The sequence below is a fragment of the Sphingomonas sp. genome (assembly GCF_042091075.1).
Lineage (GTDB): Bacteria > Pseudomonadota > Alphaproteobacteria > Sphingomonadales > Sphingomonadaceae > Sphingomonas.
This window is the reverse complement of the sequence record NZ_JBELIE010000001.1, coordinates 1-21,476: the sequence shown is the minus strand read 5'-3', so window position 1 is coordinate 21,476 and position 21,476 is coordinate 1. Positions and strand designations below refer to the sequence as shown.

Annotated in this window: 22 protein-coding genes; 10 read left to right on the top strand and 12 right to left on the bottom strand. The window is 63.3% G+C overall.

The window, feature by feature from the left end:
- Positions 1-20: 20 nt before the first annotated feature.
- The 5 genes from ACFDSW_RS00110 to ACFDSW_RS00090 all read right to left on the bottom strand — a co-directional run bounded on the left by ACFDSW_RS00110 (position 21) and on the right by ACFDSW_RS00090 (position 3,794).
- Entirely contained in the window at positions 21-434 is a 414-nt protein-coding gene (locus tag ACFDSW_RS00110) for a Fur family transcriptional regulator (protein WP_375248235.1), read from the bottom strand.
- Between the two features lie 136 nt (positions 435-570).
- Entirely contained in the window at positions 571-1,722 is a 1,152-nt protein-coding gene (locus ACFDSW_RS00105) for a CobW family GTP-binding protein (protein WP_375248234.1), read from the bottom strand.
- Positions 1,719-1,949: a hypothetical protein gene (locus tag ACFDSW_RS00100; RefSeq protein WP_375248233.1), complete on the bottom strand. Its 231-nt coding sequence runs from the start codon at positions 1,947-1,949 to the stop codon at positions 1,719-1,721. The genes ACFDSW_RS00105 and ACFDSW_RS00100 overlap by 4 nt, the downstream gene beginning before the upstream one ends.
- On the bottom strand, positions 1,942-2,556 hold the full coding sequence (locus ACFDSW_RS00095) for a DUF1826 domain-containing protein (RefSeq protein WP_375248232.1): 615 nt from the start codon (positions 2,554-2,556) through the stop codon (positions 1,942-1,944). Before ACFDSW_RS00095 ends, ACFDSW_RS00100 begins: the two co-directional genes overlap by 8 nt.
- The gene (locus ACFDSW_RS00090; RefSeq protein WP_375248231.1) at positions 2,553-3,794 is read right to left on the bottom strand and encodes a GTP-binding protein; all 1,242 of its coding nucleotides are present in this window, start codon (positions 3,792-3,794) and stop codon (positions 2,553-2,555) included. The genes ACFDSW_RS00095 and ACFDSW_RS00090 overlap by 4 nt, the downstream gene beginning before the upstream one ends.
- A gap of 107 nt (positions 3,795-3,901) precedes the next feature.
- Between ACFDSW_RS00090 and ACFDSW_RS00085 the strand changes: the two genes are divergently transcribed.
- Positions 3,902-4,168 (top strand): DUF3883 domain-containing protein, encoded by a 267-nt coding sequence (locus tag ACFDSW_RS00085; RefSeq protein WP_375248230.1) that lies wholly within the window; start codon positions 3,902-3,904, stop codon positions 4,166-4,168.
- A 600-nt stretch (positions 4,169-4,768) separates the two neighbouring features.
- On the opposite strand, the gene ACFDSW_RS00080 is transcribed toward ACFDSW_RS00085, so the two are convergent.
- Complete coding sequence (locus ACFDSW_RS00080; RefSeq protein ID WP_375248229.1) at positions 4,769-5,245, bottom strand: ferritin family protein; 477 nt, start codon at positions 5,243-5,245, stop codon at positions 4,769-4,771.
- A 200-nt stretch (positions 5,246-5,445) separates the two neighbouring features.
- Between ACFDSW_RS00080 and ACFDSW_RS00075 the strand changes: the two genes are divergently transcribed.
- The 7 genes from ACFDSW_RS00075 (at position 5,446) to ACFDSW_RS00045 (ending at position 12,170) form a co-directional block, all read left to right on the top strand.
- Positions 5,446-5,727, top strand: a complete 282-nt coding sequence (locus tag ACFDSW_RS00075; protein WP_216313875.1) for a PepSY domain-containing protein — start codon at positions 5,446-5,448, stop codon at positions 5,725-5,727.
- A 2-nt stretch (positions 5,728-5,729) separates the two neighbouring features.
- Positions 5,730-6,332 carry a cytochrome b/b6 domain-containing protein gene (locus ACFDSW_RS00070; protein ID WP_253204273.1) on the top strand — a complete coding sequence of 201 codons (603 nt, stop codon included), beginning with the start codon at positions 5,730-5,732 and terminating at the stop codon, positions 6,330-6,332.
- Positions 6,313-6,999 carry a response regulator transcription factor gene (locus ACFDSW_RS00065; RefSeq protein ID WP_216313877.1) on the top strand — a complete coding sequence of 229 codons (687 nt, stop codon included), beginning with the start codon at positions 6,313-6,315 and terminating at the stop codon, positions 6,997-6,999. The genes ACFDSW_RS00070 and ACFDSW_RS00065 overlap by 20 nt, the downstream gene beginning before the upstream one ends.
- Before the next feature lie 61 nt (positions 7,000-7,060).
- Positions 7,061-8,332, top strand: coding sequence for a sensor histidine kinase (locus ACFDSW_RS00060; RefSeq protein WP_375248228.1), 1,272 nt, complete (start codon positions 7,061-7,063; stop codon positions 8,330-8,332).
- A gap of 92 nt (positions 8,333-8,424) precedes the next feature.
- The gene (gene katG, locus ACFDSW_RS00055) at positions 8,425-10,686 is read left to right on the top strand and encodes a catalase/peroxidase HPI (RefSeq protein ID WP_216313879.1); all 2,262 of its coding nucleotides are present in this window, start codon (positions 8,425-8,427) and stop codon (positions 10,684-10,686) included.
- A gap of 70 nt (positions 10,687-10,756) precedes the next feature.
- Positions 10,757-11,476, top strand: coding sequence for a cytochrome b/b6 domain-containing protein (locus ACFDSW_RS00050; protein WP_216313881.1), 720 nt, complete (start codon positions 10,757-10,759; stop codon positions 11,474-11,476).
- Positions 11,469-12,170, top strand: a complete 702-nt coding sequence (locus ACFDSW_RS00045) for a VIT family protein (RefSeq protein WP_216313883.1) — start codon at positions 11,469-11,471, stop codon at positions 12,168-12,170. The genes ACFDSW_RS00050 and ACFDSW_RS00045 overlap by 8 nt, the downstream gene beginning before the upstream one ends.
- 76 nt (positions 12,171-12,246) lie before the next feature.
- Here the strand turns inward: ACFDSW_RS00045 and ACFDSW_RS00040 are convergent, their stop codons facing one another.
- From ACFDSW_RS00040 to ACFDSW_RS00025, 4 genes are read right to left on the bottom strand one after another with little or no spacing between them, the layout of a single operon-like run.
- On the bottom strand, positions 12,247-13,491 hold the full coding sequence (locus ACFDSW_RS00040; RefSeq protein ID WP_216313979.1) for a TolC family protein: 1,245 nt from the start codon (positions 13,489-13,491) through the stop codon (positions 12,247-12,249).
- Between the two features lie 2 nt (positions 13,492-13,493).
- The gene (locus ACFDSW_RS00035) at positions 13,494-13,793 is read right to left on the bottom strand and encodes a DUF3240 family protein (protein WP_216313884.1); all 300 of its coding nucleotides are present in this window, start codon (positions 13,791-13,793) and stop codon (positions 13,494-13,496) included.
- Positions 13,786-16,860, bottom strand: coding sequence for an efflux RND transporter permease subunit (locus tag ACFDSW_RS00030; RefSeq protein ID WP_216313886.1), 3,075 nt, complete (start codon positions 16,858-16,860; stop codon positions 13,786-13,788). The genes ACFDSW_RS00035 and ACFDSW_RS00030 overlap by 8 nt, the downstream gene beginning before the upstream one ends.
- Positions 16,861-16,870: 10 nt before the next feature.
- Positions 16,871-18,010 carry an efflux RND transporter periplasmic adaptor subunit gene (locus tag ACFDSW_RS00025; protein WP_216313888.1) on the bottom strand — a complete coding sequence of 380 codons (1,140 nt, stop codon included), beginning with the start codon at positions 18,008-18,010 and terminating at the stop codon, positions 16,871-16,873.
- Between the two features lie 103 nt (positions 18,011-18,113).
- On the opposite strand from ACFDSW_RS00025, the gene ACFDSW_RS00020 reads away from it, so the two are divergent.
- Entirely contained in the window at positions 18,114-18,764 is a 651-nt protein-coding gene (locus tag ACFDSW_RS00020; protein WP_301183860.1) for a response regulator transcription factor, read from the top strand.
- Positions 18,761-20,113 carry a HAMP domain-containing sensor histidine kinase gene (locus tag ACFDSW_RS00015; protein ID WP_216313892.1) on the top strand — a complete coding sequence of 451 codons (1,353 nt, stop codon included), beginning with the start codon at positions 18,761-18,763 and terminating at the stop codon, positions 20,111-20,113. The genes ACFDSW_RS00020 and ACFDSW_RS00015 overlap by 4 nt, the downstream gene beginning before the upstream one ends.
- Positions 20,114-20,584: 471 nt before the next feature.
- Here ACFDSW_RS00015 and ACFDSW_RS00010 read toward each other — a convergent pair whose 3' ends face one another.
- Positions 20,585-20,980 carry a metalloregulator ArsR/SmtB family transcription factor gene (locus ACFDSW_RS00010; RefSeq protein ID WP_066667256.1) on the bottom strand — a complete coding sequence of 132 codons (396 nt, stop codon included), beginning with the start codon at positions 20,978-20,980 and terminating at the stop codon, positions 20,585-20,587.
- A partial coding sequence (locus tag ACFDSW_RS00005; RefSeq protein WP_375248227.1) for a redoxin domain-containing protein occupies positions 20,977-21,476 on the bottom strand: 500 nt, incomplete at its 5' end. The genes ACFDSW_RS00010 and ACFDSW_RS00005, both read right to left, overlap by 4 nt.

The following is a 21,476-nucleotide window of genomic DNA, read 5'->3' as shown; positions in this document are numbered from 1 at the left end:
TTCCGATTTGCAGCTTATGCTCAAGCGACGCGATAGCTGGTGGAGCAATCGGCACAGCGGCCATGCAGCTCGACCACAGCCTTCTGCCCCTCGAAACCCGTATATCTCGCGCATCGCAACAGCCGCGCGACAAGCTCGGCGGCGGCGAGTGTCTGCACCGCGTGGCAATCGTCGCAGATCAGACTGACATCGGCCTGACCGCGCCTGAGGATAAAGGCCGACATCGATTCCAGCCGATGAACACGCCCCTCGCGCGTCAGCCGCTCCAGCGTGCGATACACCTGATTGGGCACGGTGCGATGCCCGGCGGCCGTCGCCCGATCGGCAAGGGCATAGGCGCTCAGCGGTCTGTCGGCCGCCGCGAGCAACTCAAGCAACAGCGTTTCGATTTCTCCGCGCGATCGCCTCTTGGTCGTCCCCGAAGGCCTGCTCATCACGGTGTCCAAGGGTCGAGCGACAGCGGCCACGGTCAGCAAAGCGTCGGATTGGCGAAGCCGGCAGCGTCGACGCGAGTTGCGCGTTGATCGCCACGCTCGACCGGTTCGACAGTCACACGGGTGGCGAACATCGTCATGACCACGCCTCCCCCACCAGCGGCACACGGTCATTCAGCAGATCGTCGATATAATCCGGCAGATCGTATCGCCTGAGATCGCTGGTCAGCAGCGCCAATGTGCCGCGCAGCTCCTCAGCGCTGAGGTCTCGGGCAATGATGACGAGCCGGGTGCGTCGATCCTGCGATGGCCAGTCCTCCAGCACGACAGGCGGATGAAAGATGTGCTGGACGCCGTGGATGACGACGGGCTTCGGCTCGCCCGCCAGATTGACGATGCCTTTCACCCGCAGGATATCCGGCCCCTTGAAGGTGATCAGGATATCGAGCCAGCGATCGAACACCGCGGCATCGAGCGGCTCGTCAAACGTCAGGCAGATGGCGTGAATGCGATCATCGTGCCGGTTCACGTCATGATCGTGATGCGCGTGTCCGTGGCGATGGTCATGATCGTGGTGATGATGGTGCGGGTCTTCATACGCTTCGGCCTGAAGCCAACGCTGGACATCATTGGTCTTGCTTGCGGGGTCGTATAGCCCGGCATCGAACAGGGATGCCGCGTCGACCAGCCCGTTCACTGCCCGCACGATCGGGGCCGCCGGGTTGAGCACCCGCAACCGCGCTTCAAGCCGCCTGCTCTGTTCCTCCGCGACGAGATCGGTCTTGGTCAACAGGATACGGTCGGCCATCGCCGCCTGCTTGATTGCTTCCTCCTGCGTATCGAGCGTCGCCATGCCCGCTGCGGCATCGACCGTCGCAATCACACCGTCGAGGCGGTAGAGCGTTGCCAGATCGCTGTCGGTCATGAGCGTGTGAAGGATCGGTGCGGGGTCCGCGAGGCCGGTCGTCTCGATCACCACGCGATCGAACCAACACCTGCCCTCGCGCGCGAAGCGCCACGGCGCGTCGCGCAGCGTCCTGAGCAGGTCGCCACGGATGGTGCAGCAAAGGCAGCCCCCCATCATCTCGATCGTCAGATCCTCGGTCGATCGCGCGATCAGTTCGTGGTCAAGGCCGACCGCGCCGAATTCGTTGACGATCACCAGCGCGCGCGCCATCTCGGGGGAGCGCACCAGATGGTTGAGCAATGTCGTCTTGCCGCTGCCAAGAAAGCCGGTGAGGACAGAGACCGGGATCAGCGACTGCGGCCCGGCGAAAAGCCTGCTCATGCCACGCCCCCGGCCAGATCCTCGCGCGCCTGACGGAACCATTTCTTCACGCGCGTCAGATGCGCCTCGCCCCACAACTGGACGAAACGCTGCGTCTCATAGGCGCCGGCGTCGTCAAGTTCGGCGATGCGGGCCTCGACATAGCCAATGGTGAGCGGGATGCGGCACAGCTGCGTGATACAATGGTGCCAATCCTCATAGCTGCGGAGCCGGAGTCGTTCAGCCATGCGCATCGTCCTGATGAGGGTCGAACGGGTCGATCGCGAGCAGCAAGCGCGTGTCGCCGGTGGCGGTGACCGGCGGCGAACGGTGCAGGATCACCGGCTCCTCCACCCACCGCAGCCCCTTGAAGATCGCGACATCACCGGCCGCAAGCTGGTGAATCTGCTCCGGCAGCCCGGCCTCGATCCATTGCGTCCCCGGCCCGACCAGCGTGGTCAGCAGGCGCGCGGGCACGAGATCCGCGTGGAACCGGCGGCAAGCGTCGGTCTCGACCACCTCAAGCCGGAGCCGAACGGAATCGCATCCGATGATAGCGGCGAAGCGGCGCGCGTGTGCGGCGATGTCTTCGCGTAACGCGACGGTGCCACCCCCTGCCGGATAGCCGGCCTCCGCCAGACCTTCGGCGAGTTCGTGATCGATCGCCGACAGGGCGATCGGGAAGTCGAGATCGTCGATCATGTTCCAGGCGAGCGCGTCGACCCAGGCAAGGGCGGTCGGGCGGGAACGGCGCCAGACGGCGAGTTCAACGCCCTCGGCCATGATCCGATCGAGCACCGACGGGTCTTCGTCCGCGACGGCATGGCCCCGCTCCACAGCGGCGGCGACGCTCACTCCGCCGCCTCCAGCCGCGGTTCCCAACTCGGGAACGGATCGGGCAGACCGGCCCAGAGCGCGGGCGTGAACGCGGTCGCGGCCACCAGACACGCATCCAGCCCCCGCCGGATGGCGGCCTCGTCCATGTCGATTCCGATGAACACCAGCTCCTGCCGCCGGTCGCCCCAGACCGGGTCCCAATGCTTGAGCACGAACTGTTCGAACCTGCCGTCCTCCGGCCAGCGGTTCTTCGGCACCGCCGCCCACCAGCGGCCCATCCGCGACACCATGCTCTGATGCCCCGCCTTGGCGAGTTCGCCGAGGAAATCGGGGCGCGTCGCCAGCCAGAAATGCCCCTTGGCGCGGATCACCTTGTCGAGCGCCTTGCCGCCGGTCAGGAAGGCGTGCAGCTTTCCGGGGTCGAACGGCCGGCGGGCACGGTAGACGAAACTCTCCACGCCATATTCCTCGCTCTCCGGACGATGGCTGGCGTAATCGAACAGCTCCTTGGCCCAGAGCGGATGCTCCTCCGCGCGCTCCTCGTCGAACAGGCCAGTGTCCAGGATCGTGTCGAGCGGCACCTCGCTACGGTCGGCGGTAACGATCCGCGCATCGGCGTTGAGCGAGGCGACCACCTGTTTCACCACCGCTAGCTGTTCGGGGCTGACGTCGCTCGCCTTGTTGACGATCACCACATCGGCGAACTCGATCTGCTCGACCAGCAGCGACACGAGGCTGCGGTCGTCGCCCTCGCCCGCGGTCTCTCCACGATGGCTGAGAAGGTCCTGGCTCGAATAGTCGGCGAGCAGGTTCACCGCGTCGACCACCGTCACCATCGTGTCGAGCCGGGCGACATCGCCCAGACTCTCGCCATCCTCGTCACGAAAACTGAAGGTGGCGGCGACGGGCAGCGGCTCGGAAATGCCGGTGCTCTCGATCACGAGATAGTCGAACCGCCCCGCCTCCGCGAGCGCGCGAACCTCCTTCAGCAAATCGTCGCGCAGCGTGCAGCAGATGCAGCCATTGGTCATCTCGACCAGTGTCTCCTGCGTGCGCTGAAACCCTTCCACGCCGCCGCGTACCAAATCGGCATCGATGTTCACCTCACTCATGTCGTTGACGATCACCGCCACCCGTTTGCCTTCGCGGTTGGCGAGAATGTGGTTCAGCAGGGTCGTCTTGCCCGCGCCCAGGAAACCGGACAAAACGGTGACCGGGAGGCGATGACCAGCGGAAGGGAGCGGTGAAGAGGACATGGATGTAAAGGCACCATTCGAGATATGATATACTGTGACATATCCGGTCCCGGTTCCGTAGACAAGGGCACGTCGCATCAATCGGAGGTGAGCGTGGTCGCAGCGGCGTGGTTCCTGCTCGCGCAAGCCACCCTCCCGTCGATGGCGATGGTGCTGGCTATGACATCCTGAGCTTCGACACTGACGGCAGCGATCGGCTGATCGAGGTGAAGACGACCAATGGCTGGGAGCGCACCCCGTTTCACGTCACGCGTAATGAGCGGGCCGTTGCGGAGGCGCGGCGCAGTGATTGGCGGCTGCTGCGATTGTGGATTTGGCGCGGGAGCCAAAGGCGTTCGAACTGCGGCCCCTGCTGGAGGCGCATGTGTCGCTGATGGCGAACAGCTATCAGGCGAACATCTTATAGGGGGCGTAAAGCAGCCCCGCCTTGGCGCACGCCATTCTACGCCAGTGCACTCCCACCCCATCGAATGGGCTGCACGTCATCCTGGTAGTGCGCGGCGCCGCCGTTTGTATCCGTCACTCCCACTCGATTGTTTGCCTCTATGTCAACCAATTGAATTTACTCATGAAAATATATTTTCGCTGAACTACTACCGGCCTGCGATCCGTCAGAAATTTACGCTATTGAAATCGTTGATGAATTTCCACCCGCCGGCCCAAGCCATCTATCGACTACTATCGGCTCTCGGTTCGCCGTTCTAGTTCTGACGTCCGAACCCAAGTCACGCTCAAAAATACCGTCAGCGTCGATCTGCTCGGGTTGTAAGCGAGTAGAGGAAGCGACGAAACCAGCGAGCGTGCGCCAGCCGATAATAGCGGGTCTTTGATGGCGACCCATCGGAAAACTTTGAAAAACCGCTCGTCGCACACTGTGGATTATCGCGCATCTGAGATGCGCGATAATCCACAGTGTGAGCTTGCCCAAGGCGGCAACATCCGGCTTCGCATTTCCGGTTAAAAGGGCTGCTCGCCTACTTGACGGCCAGTTTCGCCAGTGCTGCCTTATAGGCATCGTAATGAGTGCCTTCATCGATCGCAATTTGGCGGAACATCGCCGCGACCTTGCGATCGCCATCGGCTTCAGCCTGCTTGGCGAAGTTCACATACATCGTGACGTTCTCGTAATGCTCGCCGGCCATTGCGTCACCGAGATTGGCGCTGTTCGCGCCGCCAAGCTGCAGCGCTTGTGCCTCGCGATCAAAATGCTCGATCGCCTCGATATTGGCGGAAGCGCGGAAGAGCTTCGCCAGCGCAGGCTTGCCTGCAGCCTCAGCCTGGTCTGCGTAACGCAGATATTTGAGGTTGGCATACGCCTCCCCGTGCATCGCAGCTTCTAGGTTTGTGCGGGTCTGCGGTGAAAGCGGCTTGCCCTCCGGTGGCGCGGCGATCGCGCTGGTGGACATAAGGACGGCGACGCTGGCAGCCGCAGCGAACAGGGTACGGTTCATGATGTCTCTCCGATACGCGCCGACAGCGGCGACGAGCGGCTTGTGCAAGGATCTCCTGACACATTGCTGACGCAGCGATCAGAGAGTCGGAAATTTAACGGCCACGCATTTTTCGCGATCCGTCAGCTTTTCGTCAGTTGCCGGGCGCAGTTGGATTGCGCCGGGTCGGCACACACCGCCCAATCACAAAGGACTATCCCATGAAGCGTTCGACATTGCTCAAGCTCGCCCTGACCGCCTCTGCCCTTTCGGTCGCCACGATCGCAAGCGCCGCCCCGGTCTGCACCAAGCTCCCGCCAGCCAAATGGCTCACGCAGGCGCAGATGAAGGCGAAGATTGCCAAGATGGGCTACCGCGACATCAAGGTCTTCCAGGTCTCGGGCAGCTGTTACGAAATCTATGCCCACACCAAGGATGGCAAGCGCGCCGAGGTCTATTTCAACCCGGTGACCGGCGCCGTCGTCCAGAACAACATCGACTGATCGTGGCAGCGACCGCCCCCGTCGCCGCCACGACCAACCCTGGCCCGGCCCCCCGCCGGGTCAGGGTGTGGGATCCGATCGTCCGCATCTTCCACTGGACCGTCGCAGGCGGCGTCATCGCCAACCTAACATTCTTGCGGCACGCGGAGAACCCGCACATCTATGTTGGTTATGCCGTCATCGCCGCGCTGATCATCAGGCTAGGCTGGGGCGTAATCGCGCGAGGGCATGCCCGCTTTGCGAGCTTCGTGCCCGGGCCGCGTCGGCTGCTTGGCTATTTCGCCGCGATGCTTGGGAAGCGCGAGCCGCGCTATGTCGGCCACAACCCAGCCGGGGCGGCGATGATCGTGCTGCTGTTGGTGTTGCTGGCTACGGTGGGCTCGACCGGATGGATGATGGGCCTCGATGCATTCTGGGGCGTCGCGTGGGTCGAGACCCTGCATGAGATTACGGCCAACGTGTTAATCGGGGCAGTCGCGCTCCACGTCATTGGCGCGATCGTCGAAAGCATCCGTCACCGCGAGAACCTGCCACTCGCGATGATTACTGGCTACAAGCGGGTGGCAGAAGGGACGGACATCGACAATGCGCCTGTTGCTGGTTGAAGATAATGCCCGTCTGGCGAGCCTGATCCGCGAGGGTCTCGACCGTCAGGGCTTCGCCGTTGACTGGTGCGAAACGGTTGACGGGGCGGAACATGCGCTGAAGCTCAACGATTACGACCTGCTGCTGCTCGATCTCGGCCTGCCCGACGGCGAGGGGCTCGATCTGGTCCGCGCGCTACGGCGGCGCCAAGATACGATGCCGATCCTGATCCTGACAGCGCGCGGCGGACTCGATGATCGAGTGCTGGGCCTAGATGCGGGCGCAGACGACTATCTGGTCAAGCCGTTCCAGATTCCAGAGCTGGCGGCGCGTTGCCGCGCGCTTTTGCGGCGACCGGGCGCGTCGCTCGGAACCGAGCTGGCGGTTGGAAACGTGATCCTGCATTCTGCTGAGCGCAGCGTCGCCGTGGCCGGCGTTCCTGTCGAGGCGACACCACGTGAGGTCGATCTGCTCGAATGTTTGCTGCGCAGAGCGGGTCATGTGGTCGCCAAGCCAGCCCTTGAGGGCGCGCTTTACTCGATGGATGTCGAGGTGACGCCGAATGCGCTTGAGGCATGCATTTCGCGTTTGCGCAAACGACTTACCTCAGCCGGAGCCGACGTTCAGATTCGCACGGTCCACGGAGTCGGCTATGCACTCTTCGCACCTGTCACTATCTATGGATAGAGCAGGCAACAGCAAGAAGGGACCGGTCGGGCCAACGCTGTTCCGGCAGATCGCGACACGCTTGGCCGCCTTCACCCTTCTGTTCGCGCTGCTCGATGTCGGCATCGTCGTCGTCACCTACAGCAGCCAACCGGAATCGCTGGCGCAGGAGTTGCTCACGCTGGAGGCCAGCAAGGCGGAGCGGTCGACCGATTTGACTCCCGATCTGCTTGCGGGGCCGCCTGGGGCGGAGCACTGGGCGGCGCGCTATATCGAACCGAATTCCGGTGGCCTATTTTCTGCGTTATCGCGCGCCGATGCTCCCATTGGCGTCCTGATGGACTGGACCCGCCGCGAACGCGTTCCCAGCGGCTTTCGTATTTCGGGCGTTCGGTCGGTCACGCAGGACGGCCAGCAGCGGTGGTTGTTCATGCAATTCGAAGGTGATGGTATTCGGCCTTTTGTACCAGTGATCGCCAACGAGATTGTCCAGCACGTCCTCCTGCCGCTGATTCCGTTGTCGCTGCTCTTGCTACTCTTTAATGTCTTTGCGGTGCGCCGCGTTCTTCATCCGCTACGCCGCGCCGAGGCCGAAGTCGATGCGCTCGATCCGGGCAACGTCCTGCTACGCCTGTCGGAGGCACCCGAGCCGCGCGAGGTCAATACGCTCGTCCGTGCCGTCAACCGTGCACTGACCCGGCTCGACGAGACAATGGCGATTCTGCGCGGGTTCACCGCCAACGCCGCGCACGAATTGCGCACGCCCCTGTCGATCATGCAATTGTCGCTCGACCGATTGCCGCCCAGCCCACAGCGGGACGACCTGCAAGCCGATACACAGCATATGACGCGCCTGGTCGGCCAGATGCTCGATCTGGCGCAAGCCGACGCAATGGCGGTCGAGCCCGAGACGACGGTCGATCTAGCGGAAATCGGTCGCGAAATCGTCGCCGCGATGGCTCCCAAGGTGTTCAAAGAAAACCGCGACCTGCAGTTCGAGAGTGTCGGCGACACACGGGCGTTGGGCCATGCGGAGGCCATCTACCGCATCTATCGCAATCTGATCGACAACGCGCGCGCCCATGCGCCCGGCGATAAGCCGATCGAGGTGACTGCGGGCCCGGGCCCTCAGATCAGCGTCCGCGATCACGGGCCCGGCATCGCTGACGAAGACCTGCCACATATTTTTGAGCGCTTCTGGCGTAAGGATAGACGAACGACCGATGGTGCCGGGCTCGGGCTCGGCATCGTCCAGCGGCTTGCTCAAGCGCATGGCGGGACAATCACGGTCGAGAACGTCTCTGGCGGCGGCGCACTGTTCTGCGTTACGTTCGCATCGCCCCCGACCCGCTGATCGCCCCCGCCGTCAGGCCTTCGTCAGGAACGGCGTCCATTCCGACTCCGACGCAGCGCCTTTCTGGCGCGCATTCTTTGAGGAGTCGGATCATGGGTGCCAAGACCGTAAAGATCATCGCCAGCCTGTCATGCGCGCTTCTGCCGCTGACGTTTGCCCAGGCGCAAGCTGCCCCCGCCGCAAAGTCGCAGGCATCGGCCCAGGCTGGAGTCGAGTCTGCGGACGCGACGATGACGAACCAGGATTGGTGGCCGGACCGCCTCGACCTAAGCCCGCTTCGCCAGCAATCACCGTCGTCCAATCCGTTGGGCAATGATTTCAATTATGCAGCGGCCTTCGCCACGCTCGATCTCGAGGCGGTGAAGGCCGACATCCGCAAGGTGCTGACCACATCGCAGTCGTGGTGGCCCGCCGACTATGGGAATTACGGCCCCTTCTTCATTCGCATGGCCTGGCACAGCGCGGGCACCTACCGCGTTACCGACGGGCGCGGCGGTGCGGTGGGTGGACAGCAGCGCTTCGAGCCGCTCAACAGCTGGCCCGATAATGTCAGCCTGGACAAGGCAAGGCGGCTCGTCTGGCCGATCAAGCAGAAGTACGGCAGCAAGATTTCGTGGGGCGACCTGATGGCGCTGTCCGGCAACGTCGCGCTGGAGTCCATGGGGTTTAAAACGATCGGGTTCGCCGGGGGACGGCGCGATGACTGGGAGGCGGACCGAGTCTATTGGGGCCCGGAGCAGAAGTTCCTCGACGACAAGCGCTATAGCGGCGATCGCCAGCTCAGCCGACCGTTGGCGGCGGTGCAGATGGGTCTTATCTACGTCAATCCCGAGGGCCCCAACGGTAATCCCGATCCCATTGCCGCTGCGCGCGACATCCGCGAGACGTTCGGCCGGATGGCCATGGACGACGAGGAAACGGTCGCGCTGATTGCCGGCGGGCACACCTTCGGCAAGGCGCACGGCGCCCATGCTCCATCCGGCTGCGTCGGCGCTGCACCGGCTGCCGGCGCAGTCGAGCAGCAGGGCTTCGGCTGGAAGAACAGCTGCGGCAAGGGCAATGCGGAAGATACGGTCTCCAGCGGACTGGAGGGCGCATGGTCATCGAATCCGATCGCCTTCACGACCCAATATCTCGACAATCTCTTCACCTTCGATTGGGTGAAGACAAAGAGCCCAGCGGGAGCGATCCAGTGGGTTCCCAGCGACAAGAACACGACGAGCCTGGTGCCCGACGCCCATGTCGCCGGGCTGACTCACGCCCCGATCATGTTCACGACCGATTTGTCGCTGAAAGAAGACCCGGCCTACCGGGTGATCGCGATGCGGTTCCACGATCATCCCGACCAGTTCGCCGATGCGTTCGCCCGGGCCTGGTTCAAGCTCATCCACCGCGACATGGGACCGCGCTCGCATTATCTCGGGCCGCAGGTTCCAGCGCAGCAATTCATCTGGCAGGACCCGCTGCCACAGGCCGCCGCCGCTTCGATCAACACAGACGACGCGACCGCGCTGAAGGTGCGTGTGCTGGCCTCAGGACTCACGGTGTCCCAGCTGGTCCGCACGGCATGGGCATCGGCAGCGAGCTATCGCGGCACCGATATGCGTGGCGGCGCCAACGGTGCGAGATTGCGGCTGGAGCCGCAAATCCATTGGCTCGCGAACAATCCGGCCGAACTGGCGACAGTGCTCGCCAGGCTCGACGCCATGCGCGCCGACTTCAACCGCCGCGCTCCTGGGGGCCGCCAGATTTCGCTTGCCGACATGATCGTGCTGGCCGGCAACGCCGGCGTCGAACAGGCGGCGCGGGCGGCCGGCGCAGATCTATCGCTACCCTTCAAACCGGGCAGAGTCGATGCGACGCAAACGCAGACCGACGCTGCGTCGTTCGCGCCGCTGGAACCAACCGCCGATGGGTTCCGCAACTACTATTCTACCGTCAACACGCGCTCCCCTGCAGAGATGCTGGTCGAACGAGCGACGCTGCTCGAGCTCACCGTCCCTGAGATGACCGTGCTGGTCGGCGGCATGCGGGCGCTTAACGCCAACAGCGGCCAGTCGGCGGACGGTGTGCTGACTACCCGCCCGGGGGTCCTCACCAACGACTTCTTTGTAAACCTGCTCGACATGCGTACGCAGTGGGCAAAATCTGATCGCGAACTAGGTAAATATATCGGCAGTGACCGGGTGAGCGGACAGCGCAAATGGTCGGCGACGCCAGTTGATCTCGTGTTCGGATCGAACTCCGAGCTCCGCGCCGTGGCCGAGGTCTATGCATCCGACGATGCAAGTCGCAAGTTCATCGATGACTTTGGCCGGGCCTGGACCAAAGTAATGGACCTCGACCGTCGCTGAAAGGCCGGCTGGGTGACGACCTAACCCGTCCGGCTATCATCCAGCCCCTCCAACGCAAGAGCAAATAGAAATGACCGATCACCTGTCTGCACAATCAAGCTCTGCCGTACGCATTCGCGTCTGGGATTTGCCCGTGCGCCTGTTCCACTGGCTGCTGGTCGCCACAATCCTCGTCGCCTTCCTGTCGTCAGAAGAAGATAGCGCGCTTGCGCCTTGGCACGTCCCTGCCGGGTGGGTCGCCGCGATCCTGATTGCGTTCCGACTGGTCTGGGGTTTCGTCGGTGGGGAACACGCACGCTTCTCTGATTTCCTGAAACCTAGCCAGATCGCGCATCACATCGGCGGCCTTCTCTCGGGAAAGCCTGAGCGATCGATTGGCCATAATGCACTTGGCGGCATCGCGATCATCGCCCTTCTCGGGACAGTCGGCGGGATCGCTTATAGCGGCGCCGCGATGCAGGGTGAGGCCGAAGGCGGTCTGCACGAGACGCTGGCCAATGTTCTACTTGGCCTCATCGCGCTGCACGTCATCGCGGTCATCGCAATGTCGCTGCTGACGAAGGACAATCTGATCGGGGCGTTCATCACCGGCAAAAAGAGCGCCGATCTTCACCCCGGCGTCAGCGATGCTCTTCCTCCGACCTCTCTGGCGCTCCCCGTCGCAGCGATCATTATCGCTGGCTCAGCGTATACGGTGACGAAGTTCGACCCTCTGGCATTTACCCCCGGCGCTCACGCCGAGGCTGGCGAAGGCGGCAATTCCGAAAGAGGCGAACGCGGCAATGACTAGGCTCCACCTGCACCCCGAACGACATCTGGTATCGCGGATCGGCTGGCTCCGCGCCGCTGTACTTGGGGCCAATGACGGCATCGTGTCGACCGCCAGCCTGATCATCGGCGTGGCGGCTGCTGCGGCGAAGCCAAGTGACATCCTCATCGCAGGGGCCGCAGGATTGGTTGCTGGCGCCATGTCGATGGCTGCTGGCGAATATGTCTCGGTCAGCTCCCAATCCGACACCGAACAGGCCGATCTGACGCGCGAGCGCGCAGAACTCTCCACCGACGTCGACGGGGAAATCCAGGAGCTCGCCGGGATCTACATGAAGCGCGGCGTCGATTCGGCAACCGCCGACACCGTCGCGCGGCAACTGATGGCGAAGGATGCGCTCGCGGCGCATGCGCATGACGAACTTGGCATATCCGAGATGACGACCGCGCGTCCAATTCAGGCCGCGCTTACCTCTGCCGCAACGTTCACGGCAGGTGCCGCTCTGCCACTAGCGATCGTGATCTTCGCGCCGGTCAGCCGGCTGGTGATCATCGAAGCAACCGCGTCGCTGTTGTTTCTCGCGTTACTGGGTGCGGTAGGCGCCCATGTTGGTGGAGCGCCCGTTTGGAAGGCGACAGCGCGCGTCACGTTTTGGGGAGCACTGGCGATGGGGCTGACCGCCGGCATCGGCGCACTCGTCGGCACTGCAGTCTAATCAGGCTGTAATCCGGAAGCGAATAGCTGGTGATAGCTAGCTAAGGCCGTCTGATCGCGATAGCGCCGCAGTTGGCTCAGTCTGCTTCGCCCGTTGGAGCCCAGATCGTGTGAGAGTCGATCCGGAGCTTCAGCAATGCCCGGGCGGCCTCTGCCCGCGCGGTGATCTCGCCGCGGCGGGCATCATTGGCCTGACGCTGGGCATAAAGCAGGTCGGTCAAATCGATGACGCCCACCTCATAGCCGCGCCGCGTGCGCGCAGCGGCGGCTGCGGCGCTATCGGCAGCATCACGATTGGCGCGCCAGGCATCGAACAATGCGGAGCTGTCGCTCATGTCGGTGTCGGCGATCACGGTGATCGACCGGCGGACGCGTTCCACATCGATCATCGCGGCATTAGCATCGGATGACGCCCGATCGGCCAGCGCGCTACGGTGGCTGCCGCCGAAGGGCATTGATGCAACTAAGCCAGCCCCGCGCTCGAGCCCGTCGCGCTCGCTGAATAGGCGGACGCCGAATGATGGATCAGCGACACGGTCGAGTTTCGCGCGCCGCGCAAGGACGGCCAACCGCTGCGCCTCTCGGTCGGCCGCGCGAATTTCGTGGCTACGTTCGAGCACCAGATCGCGTAGCGTGTGTAACGGCTGATCGGGCATTTCGGGCAGCGCGAGGTCTGGCGCGGCGTCACCGAGCGGCACTTGCGGAAATTCGGTTGCGAGCGCGAGCCGCGCCCGACTGACCGCGCTCAGCGACTGCGCCGCCTGCGCGGTCGCCTGCGACAGCGCCGACTGCGCCTGATCCACGTCGAGCGCGGCCGCATCGCGCAGCGCCATCCGGCGCTTCACCGCGACAAGCGCCTGCCGGTAATTGGCGATGTTCGTCTGGTCATTGCGGTTCAGTGCCGATGCGAGGAGCCAGTCGTGCCACAGGCCCGACAGCATCAACGCCGCCTGATGTCGGGCGTCCTCAGCATTATTCGACGCGACCTCGACGCCGAGCGCCCCGGCCGATCGATCGAGCCGCGCCTTGCCCGGCATGCGGAACGGGCGCGATAGCGTCGCGTCGAACTCCGCATAGTCGCGTTCGCGCGTGACCGAGCGCCGGATCGCACTGGCGCTCACCGTGACTTCGTACGGCCCAGCGCGCAGCGCTTCCTCGGAAGCCTTGGCGGAATCGATCCGCGCCACCGACGCACGCACGCCGGGCGCATTATCCAGCGCCTGCGCCACCGCGTCAGACGGCGGCAAATCGTTCCGCTCCGCAAGCACTGGCGTGGCGGCGAGCATGCTGCCGGTGAGGAGCAGTGCCAACCTGTAAGACATTGTCATTCGATCCTTCCGCGTGCTGCCAGGGCGACCGCGTGCCAGCGCACAGGCATGGCCCTGCGGGCTTCGGTTACGGCCGTGACGAGGTCATCAAGCGCGGCTTCGGAACTCGTCAGCGAGATCGCCGCACGGTCCATGCTGCCGCGCACCTGTTCTGCGGTGCGCGCGTCGCCAAAATCATGGCCGAAGACTTGGTCATGGCTGACATGGAGCGGCACGCCGCTCGCCGCGCGAAGCACCGTTACCAAGATGTCCAAGTCGCCCCTCGCGCAATAAAAGGTGACGAGCAGCTCAGCCATTTATCGCCTCCGCGCGGGCCTCGCCGAAGCGTTCGAACAGGATCGGCAACAGGATCAGGGTCAGCAATGTCGACGTAATCAGCCCGCCAATCACGACGATCGCCAGCGGCTGCTGGATTTCCGATCCAGGCCCGGTGGCGAACAGCAACGGCACCAGCCCGAAGGCGGTGATCGCCGCCGTCATCAGCACCGGGCGCAGCCGCCGTTCGGCACCGCGCCGCACCGCATCGGCCATACTCAGGCCCTCGGCACGCAGCTGCCGAAAATAGGCGACAAGCACGAGGCCGTTCAGCACGGCGATGCCCAGCAGCGCGATGAAACCGACCGAGGCCGGCACCGACAGATATGAACCCGACAGCCACAGCGAGACGATGCCGCCGACTAGCGCGAACGGGATGTTGAGCAGGATTAGCACTGCCGCCCGGACCGAGCGCAGCGTGGCGTAAAGCACGAAGAAAATGAGCAGCAGCGCGACCGGGATGACCAGCAGCAAGCGCGCCGACGCCCGCTGTTGATTCTCGAATTGGCCGCCCCAAACGAGTGTATAGCCTTGCGGCAACACGACCTTGGCCGCGACATTCGCCTTGGCTTCATCGACATAGCCGACCAGATCGCGACCCGACACAAACGCCTGCACCAGAGCAAAGCGCGAGCCGTTTTCGTGCGATACCTTTACCGGTCCCTCGATCCGGCTGATGCGTGCCATGTCGCTGACGCGGGCAAGCGTTCCCGCAGGCGTGCGCAGTTGCAGATCCGTGAACAGCGCAGGATCGTTGCGCACGACATTGTCGCCGCGAATCATGATTGGGACGCGCTTCTGTCCCTCGGCGACAACACCCGCGGGCATGCCTTCCAGCTGCGCGCGCATCGCATCTTCCATGTCGCCGACTGGCATCCCGGCCCGCCCCGCCGCCAGTCGGTCGATGTCGAGCTGAAGATAGCCGACATTGTCGTTGGCGACGGTCATCACTTCGGATGCGCCGCGCACTTGGGACAGCACGGTCTTTACTTGCCCGGCAAGGCTCGACAGAGTCTTCAGATCGGGCCCGAAAATCTTGACGGCAAGATCGCCGCGCGCACCGGTAAGCATTTCCGAAACGCGCATTTCGATCGGCTGGGTGAAGCTCGGCGAGATACCTGGCAGTTTTTCCATCGTCTTGCGCAGATCGTTGATGATCAGTTCCTTGTCGCCACGCCACTGCGACCGCGGCTTCAGCGTCATGAAGCCATCGGTTTCGTTGAGCCCCATGGGGTCGAGGCCGAGTTCGTCGGAGCCGGTGCGGGCGATGAACCCCGACACCTCGGGCACCGACGCCAATACCGCGCGCTGCACCGCGAGATCATTCTGGAGCGACCGATCAAGGCCTATCGACGGCAGCTTGGTGAGCTGCATGATCACCGATCCCTCGTCCATATTGGGCATGAAGGTCTTGCCCACCGCCGTATAGGCGGCGCCGGCGAGGACCAGCGCGACGCCGGCCAGGCTGTAGACTAGGCGCTTGCGGGCAAACGCACCCTCCAGCAGCAAGTGATAACGTGGGGCAAGCTGGCGCATGATCCACGGTTCACCGTGATGCGCGCTCTTCAGGCCGTAGGATGCCAGCACCGGCACCAGCGTCAGCGCCAGCAGCAGTGATCCAACAAGCGCAAACACGATCGTCAGCGCGACCGGTGCGAACAGCTTTCCCTCCAGCCCCTCCAGCGATAGCAACGGCAGGAACACGAGCGCGATAATGATGATGCCCGCCGAAACCGGCACGATCACATCATTGGTCGCACGGAACACAGCGTTCAGCCGGGGGCGCCCGTCGTCCGGATCGCTGTTGAGCCGCTCGACGATATTCTCGACGACGACGACCGCGCCATCGACCAGCATCCCCAAAGCAATCGCAAGCCCGCCAAGGCTCATCAGATTGGCGGTCAGCCCTACGCCCCGCATCAGCAGGAAGGTGATGAGTGCCGCCATCGGTAGCACCACCGCGACGATCGCTGCCGCGCGCCAATCGCCCAGGAAAACGATCAGCAGGATCACCACCAGCACGGTCGCCTCCAACAACGCCTCCTCGACGGTGCCGATCGCGCGCCCGATCAGGTCGGACCGATCGTAAAAGACCTTTACCGACGTGCCTGTCGGCAGCGACTTACCCAGTTCATCGAGCCGCGATTGCACACCAGCGACCACTTGGCGCGAATCCGCACCGCGCAGCGCGATGACCAGGCCTTCGACCGCCTCGCCCTTGCCGTCCTTGGTCACCGCGCCATACCGCGTCAGGCTGCCCATCGACACCGTCGCGACATCGCCCAGCCGCACGACCTTACCGACGCGGTTGGCAAGCACGAGCACCTTGAGGTCATCGATCGATTGCACCGCGCCCACGGCACGGACGATCAACGCTTCCTCACCTTGCCCGAGCCGACCAGCACCGTCGTTGCGGTTGCCGCTGTCGATGGCATTGCGCACATCGGCGATCGTGAACCCGGCGCTGGCCAGCGCGACGGGATCGGGCCGGACTTCGAAGGTCCTGACGAACCCGCCAAGCGAATTGACATCCGCGACGCCCGGTACCGTGCGCAGTGCGGGCCGGATCGTCCAGTCGAGCAGATCGCGCTTGGCCGTGAGATCCAACGGTCCATCGACCGTGAACATGAAAATTTCTGACAAGGGCGTCGAGATCGGTGCGAGCCCACCACTCACCGAAGTGGGCATTTCGGCAAGTGCGCCGGTCAGCCGCTCCGCTACCTGCTGGCGCGCCCAGTAGATGTCGGTGCCGTCGACGAAATCGATAGTGATGTCGGCGATGGCATATTTGGCGGTCGATCGCAGGATCGCCTGCTTGGGAATGCCGAGCATTTCCCGTTCAATCGGCGTGATGACGCGGCTCTCGACTTCTTCCGGCGTCATGCCAGGCGCCTTCAGGATCATCTTGACCTGAGTCTGCGCAATGTCGGGATAGGCATCGACCGGCAAGCTGCGGAACGCGACCACACCCAGCGCGGCGACGAGCACGGCCAAGGCGAGGACAAGCAGCCGATACGACAGCGAGGTCGCGACGAGGGAGCGAAGCATGGCGGCTGTCCTAGCGAGCGTCGGCGAGCGACTTCAGCTCGCTCGTGCCGGTGACAGCCACCCGGTCGCCAGCCGTCAGTCCGGACAGAATGACCACGTTTGCGCCTGTGCTGCCGCCCTTGACGATCCGTCGCGTGATGAATCCAGGTGACGTTCGGACGAAAACGACGTCGCCGCCATTCATGGACGTCACCGCGGTGGTCGGCACGACAACGGCGCCGGCAGGCGCCGGGGCGAACACGACGATCGTCGTCGCCTTGCCGGTCGCCAACACGCCCTGTCCTGCGTTCGGCCCCGCTGCGATCGTTGCCTTCAACATCGCCGATCGCGTCGCCGGATCGATCGTCGCGCCGACCGAGGTCACGGTGCCGCCCATACTGTCGCCCAGCCGGATTTCCATGCCCGGTTTGACCGACCCGACCAACCGCTCGGGAAGCTGCGCCTCGATCTCGTACCGATCGGCAGCGTCGATGACATAGGGCGCCGACGTTCCATCGACCGGGCTGCCTGCCTGCAGGCTGGCCGTCGTTACGCGACCGCTGATCGGCGCGACCAGCGTATAGGTTCCAGAGCTTCCCGATGCGTTAGCGAGCGCCAGGATGCGGCCTTTCTCGGTCACATCGACTTGCGCCTCGCGAAGCGTGGCATGCGCCTCGTCCGAGCGCGATCCCGCAATCACGCCCTCTCTACTGAGCTGCCCCAGACGGCTGGCGTTGGATTGCGCGAAACCGAGGCGCGCTCGCGACCGGGCAAGCTCTGCCCCCATCATCAGCACATCGCGGCTCGCGATGATCGCCAGCGGCTGCCCGCGCCGGACGGCTTGCCCCTCGATCACCAGCGTACGCGTCACGACGCCGGGGAACGTAGCAGCAACGGCCACGCGCGCATTGGGGGGCGGCACGATCATGGCAGGCAGACTGGCCAAGGGCACAACGCCAGCCTGCGCCGCCGGTGCCAGCGCGATGCCCAAGCGGGCAATCTGATCGGCGGTCATGTTGATCGTGCCGGGCGGCGCCTTGGAAGTCGGTGCAGACGCGGCGGCGCCCTCTGCTGGCGGCGGTGCAGGCGTACCGCTAATCCACCACATCCCGGCAAGCACCACGGCGAGTGTCGCCACTCCGGTCACGATCAAGTTGCGATTCTGCTTCATGGTCGCCGCTCTAGGTCGGCAAGCTGTCGATTAGCTGTCAGATTGACAGGTAAATGGCAGCAAGCTCGTCTAGAACCGCCATCAAGGAGGACGTCGATTGCGCGTGTTGATTGTCGAGGATGAGGCGGAACTTGCCTCGCGCATGGCGTCTAGCCTTGCGCGGCACGGCATGACCGCGGAGATCGTCGGCACCGCTGAAGATGCGGCCGGCTTTGCGTTCGACGGTTTTGTCGTGCTCGTGGTCGATCTCGGGCTGCCGGGTATGACCGGGCTGGAATTGATCCGCTTGCTTCGTACGCGCGGCCTAAAGACACCGGTGCTGATCCTCACCGCACGCGGTAGCTGGCAGGACAAGGTCGAGGGGCTGAACGCCGGTGCCGACGATTTTATCGTCAAGCCGGTGCGCATCGAAGAGCTTGTGGCGCGGCTGCATGCGCTCGCACGACGCGCGGCGGGGCATAGCGCAAGCCGGTTGCAGGTCGGCGCCCTTTCGCTCGACCCGGCGCTCAAACAGGTCTTCATCGATGACCATGCAATCGACCTGACCGGTACGGAATTCCGATTGCTTTCCTTGCTCATCTACAGCGCCGGGCGGGTGCTAGGCCAAGCGGCCATCCTCGACAATCTCTACCCGCTCGAGGCCGAGCGCGATCCCAATACGGTTGAAGTGCATATAGGCCGCCTGCGCCGCAAGGTTGGCAGGGACCGCATCAAGACGGTTCGCGGGATTGGTTATCGGCTGGAGGCATTATGACCGCCGATTTTAAAAGCCTGCGTCTGCGTTTTCTGTTTGCTGCACTGCTATGGGTCAGCCTAGCGACTGTTATCGCTGGAGGGTTCATTTCCAGTCTGTATCGCTGGCACACGACCGAGCAATATCGCGCCGACCTGACCGGGCATCTGAAGGAGCTTGCGATCCTGACCGAGATCGGGCCGAACGGTCGACCGAAGCTCCAACGGCCGATGTCCGATCCGCGTTTTCGTGAAAGCGGATCGGGATTTTACTGGCAAATCGAGGAACCGGGGAGGACGCGGGTTACGTCCACGACGTTGGGAAACGCCACCTTGCAGGGCAAGTTTGCGACACGCGCGGAGCCGCAGTCGGGCTGGAACGTGGGGCCGACAGGCCAGGTGCTCGAACTCGGCGTCACTCGCCCGGTGGCCGGAATGTCCTCGCCGCTGCACTACACCATCGCCATTGACCGGCGGCTGATCGAAACGGCGATCGACCACTTCAACCGCGATCTGGCGCTATCGCTGTCGGTTTTCGCGGCACTAATGATCGTCGGCGCGACCCTGCAGATTTCCTATGGTCTGCGCCCGGTTCGCGTGATTGGCGACAATATAGACCTGCTACGCCGCGGCAAACTAGCCCGGTTGCCGACCGACGTGCCGAGCGAATTTGCCCCGCTGGTCGCGCGAATGAACGCGTTGCTGGATGCGCAGGCGGCAATCGTCCAGCGCGCTCGAGTGTCCGCAGGCAACCTTGCGCACGGTCTTCGTACGCCACTGGCACTGATCGGCAGCGAAGCCGACCAGTTCGGCGACAAAGACCCGGAAGTATCCGCAGACTTCATTCAGGCGCAGTGCAATCGCATGCAACGCCAAATCGATTTTCACATGGCGCGCGCCAGCGCTGCGGGGACGCGCGTAACCGGCTGCCTCGCCAATGTCTCGGCACTTGTGACGCAGATCGTCGGCGTGATGCAGCGACTGAATGTCGAGCGCAGCCTAGTGTTCCGGATCGATGTCCCCACCGACATTGAGGTAAACTGCGACCCTTCCGATCTGGCAGAAATGCTCTCGAACCTGATCGACAATGCCTGCAAATGGTGCGTTCGCACGATAGCCATCGGCGCATCGGCAACCGACGAATGTGTGATTATCTCGATCGTTGACGATGGCCCCGGCATCTCACCCGACCAACGGGCATCGGTCTTTGAGATTGGCACCCGACTGGACGAAACCAAGGCCGGTCGTGGGCTCGGCCTCGCTATTTCACGAGACCTTGCAGCACTTTACGGCGGCACTGTTGAACTGGATGATGCACCTGGCGGAGGGTTGCGCGCTACGCTTAAACTGGAGTTTTCAGAAGGCGAGTGAGAGGACAGCGAGGCGCTCAAAAGTCTGGCTAGAAGCGTCTAGCGTGATCTATCGCTTTCAACTCATTTGGCCATTTTACAATCGAAATCTATCGCCAGAGCTCGATGTCTAGACCCGCACTTTTACCGCCGAACACCGCCGTTTCTACTACCCCTCACTCCCACTCGATTGTGCGCCGACACCATAACTTCTTGATTTTCCTAATCAAAATATTTTTTCAGTTTTCGAATGCCGCTGCACATGCCGTCAAAAAGTCGGGCTGTTGATTTCATTGGGATTTTTACGTCCCTCCCAGACACTCGCATTTCCAGATCAATCGCTACCTTTCGCCCCGTTCGTCGCTTTTTCGGCGGCTAGGAAGGCTTAGACCACACCATAGATGCGGTCTGAAAATACCGTCACTCCGTGGTCTGTTTCGGTGGCAAACAGACTAACGCGCTTGCCGAATTCTCGATAGCCCTGACGACCATGCTACCCCACCCGTGCGAAGGCTGCTGCACCCTTCGGTCGGGAGACCGGCCGAACAGGGTTTGCACCAACCAGAGCAAGCGATAGCGCACCCGCTGCGTTGCCATCACCACCAAACATCGCCTCGATGCCTTTGACGCAAACCATCACGTTCTCGTCAGCGAGCCGATAGTAAACCTGCTTTGAGGCGCGACGCGTCTTCACGATATCTGCGCGCCGTAGTTCGGCGAGCTGCTGGCTGAGCGCAGGCTGGCCGATTCCGGTCGCCTCGTCGATCTCGCTCACGGTGTGTTCGCCATCGATCAGCCGCGACAGGATCATCAGCCGCTGCGGCTGGGCGTAAATCTTGAGGCGCTCAGCGGCGACATCTGCTGCAGACCGAGAGGAATATAGCGTCACTTCGCGTCCGCCGTCGTCTGATAGAACCAGTGTTCGTCATCTCCGGCCAGCACGGCGTGTTGATCCTGCGGCGGAGTGACAAGCAGGTCATCGCCCGGATGCCAGCCTTCGGGTGCCAACACATCGTCAGCAGCCGTTCGCTTGAGCGCAGCGACCATACGGAGCATTTCGTCGACTGAGCGCCCGACATTCAGGGGATACCACGTCATCGCCCGGATCACGCCTTCGGGATCAATAAAGTAGGTGGCCCGCACCGCCGATGAATCGTCCGAATGCGGCTCAATCATCCCATAGGCGCGGCCGATCGCCATGGACGGATCCTCGACGATAGGAAACGGGATGGTGACGGCGAACTTCTGTCGGATCGCACGAACCCAGGCGAGATGCGAATAGAGGCTGTCTACCGACAGCCCCAGCAATCCGCAGTCTAACGCGGCAAAGGTGTGGATCGGCGTGGAAAAGGGACCCCGGTAGCGGGGTGATCGGCGTCGAAAAA

Excerpts from the sequence above, each read along its gene's own strand:
- ACFDSW_RS00035 (WP_216313884.1), bottom strand. The coding sequence starts at position 13,793 with ATGGCTGAGCTGCTCGTCACCTTTTATTGCGCGAGGGGCGACTTGGAC.
- ACFDSW_RS00040 (WP_216313979.1), bottom strand. The coding sequence starts at position 13,491 with ATGTCTTACAGGTTGGCACTGCTCCTCACCGGCAGCATGCTCGCCGCC.
- ACFDSW_RS00075 (WP_216313875.1), top strand. The coding sequence starts at position 5,446 with ATGAAGCGTTCGACATTGCTCAAGCTCGCCCTGACCGCCTCTGCCCTT.
- ACFDSW_RS00110 (WP_375248235.1), bottom strand. The coding sequence starts at position 434 with ATGAGCAGGCCTTCGGGGACGACCAAGAGGCGATCGCGCGGAGAAATC.
- ACFDSW_RS00030 (WP_216313886.1), bottom strand. The coding sequence starts at position 16,860 with ATGCTTCGCTCCCTCGTCGCGACCTCGCTGTCGTATCGGCTGCTTGTC.
- ACFDSW_RS00045 (WP_216313883.1), top strand. The coding sequence starts at position 11,469 with ATGACTAGGCTCCACCTGCACCCCGAACGACATCTGGTATCGCGGATC.
- ACFDSW_RS00100 (WP_375248233.1), bottom strand. The coding sequence starts at position 1,949 with ATGGCTGAACGACTCCGGCTCCGCAGCTATGAGGATTGGCACCATTGT.
- katG (WP_216313879.1), top strand. The coding sequence starts at position 8,425 with ATGGGTGCCAAGACCGTAAAGATCATCGCCAGCCTGTCATGCGCGCTT.
- ACFDSW_RS00080 (WP_375248229.1), bottom strand. The coding sequence starts at position 5,245 with ATGAACCGTACCCTGTTCGCTGCGGCTGCCAGCGTCGCCGTCCTTATG.
- ACFDSW_RS00050 (WP_216313881.1), top strand. The coding sequence starts at position 10,757 with ATGACCGATCACCTGTCTGCACAATCAAGCTCTGCCGTACGCATTCGC.
- ACFDSW_RS00090 (WP_375248231.1), bottom strand. The coding sequence starts at position 3,794 with ATGTCCTCTTCACCGCTCCCTTCCGCTGGTCATCGCCTCCCGGTCACC.
- ACFDSW_RS00105 (WP_375248234.1), bottom strand. The coding sequence starts at position 1,722 with ATGAGCAGGCTTTTCGCCGGGCCGCAGTCGCTGATCCCGGTCTCTGTC.
- ACFDSW_RS00065 (WP_216313877.1), top strand. The coding sequence starts at position 6,313 with ATGCGCCTGTTGCTGGTTGAAGATAATGCCCGTCTGGCGAGCCTGATC.
- ACFDSW_RS00015 (WP_216313892.1), top strand. The coding sequence starts at position 18,761 with ATGACCGCCGATTTTAAAAGCCTGCGTCTGCGTTTTCTGTTTGCTGCA.
- ACFDSW_RS00025 (WP_216313888.1), bottom strand. The coding sequence starts at position 18,010 with ATGAAGCAGAATCGCAACTTGATCGTGACCGGAGTGGCGACACTCGCC.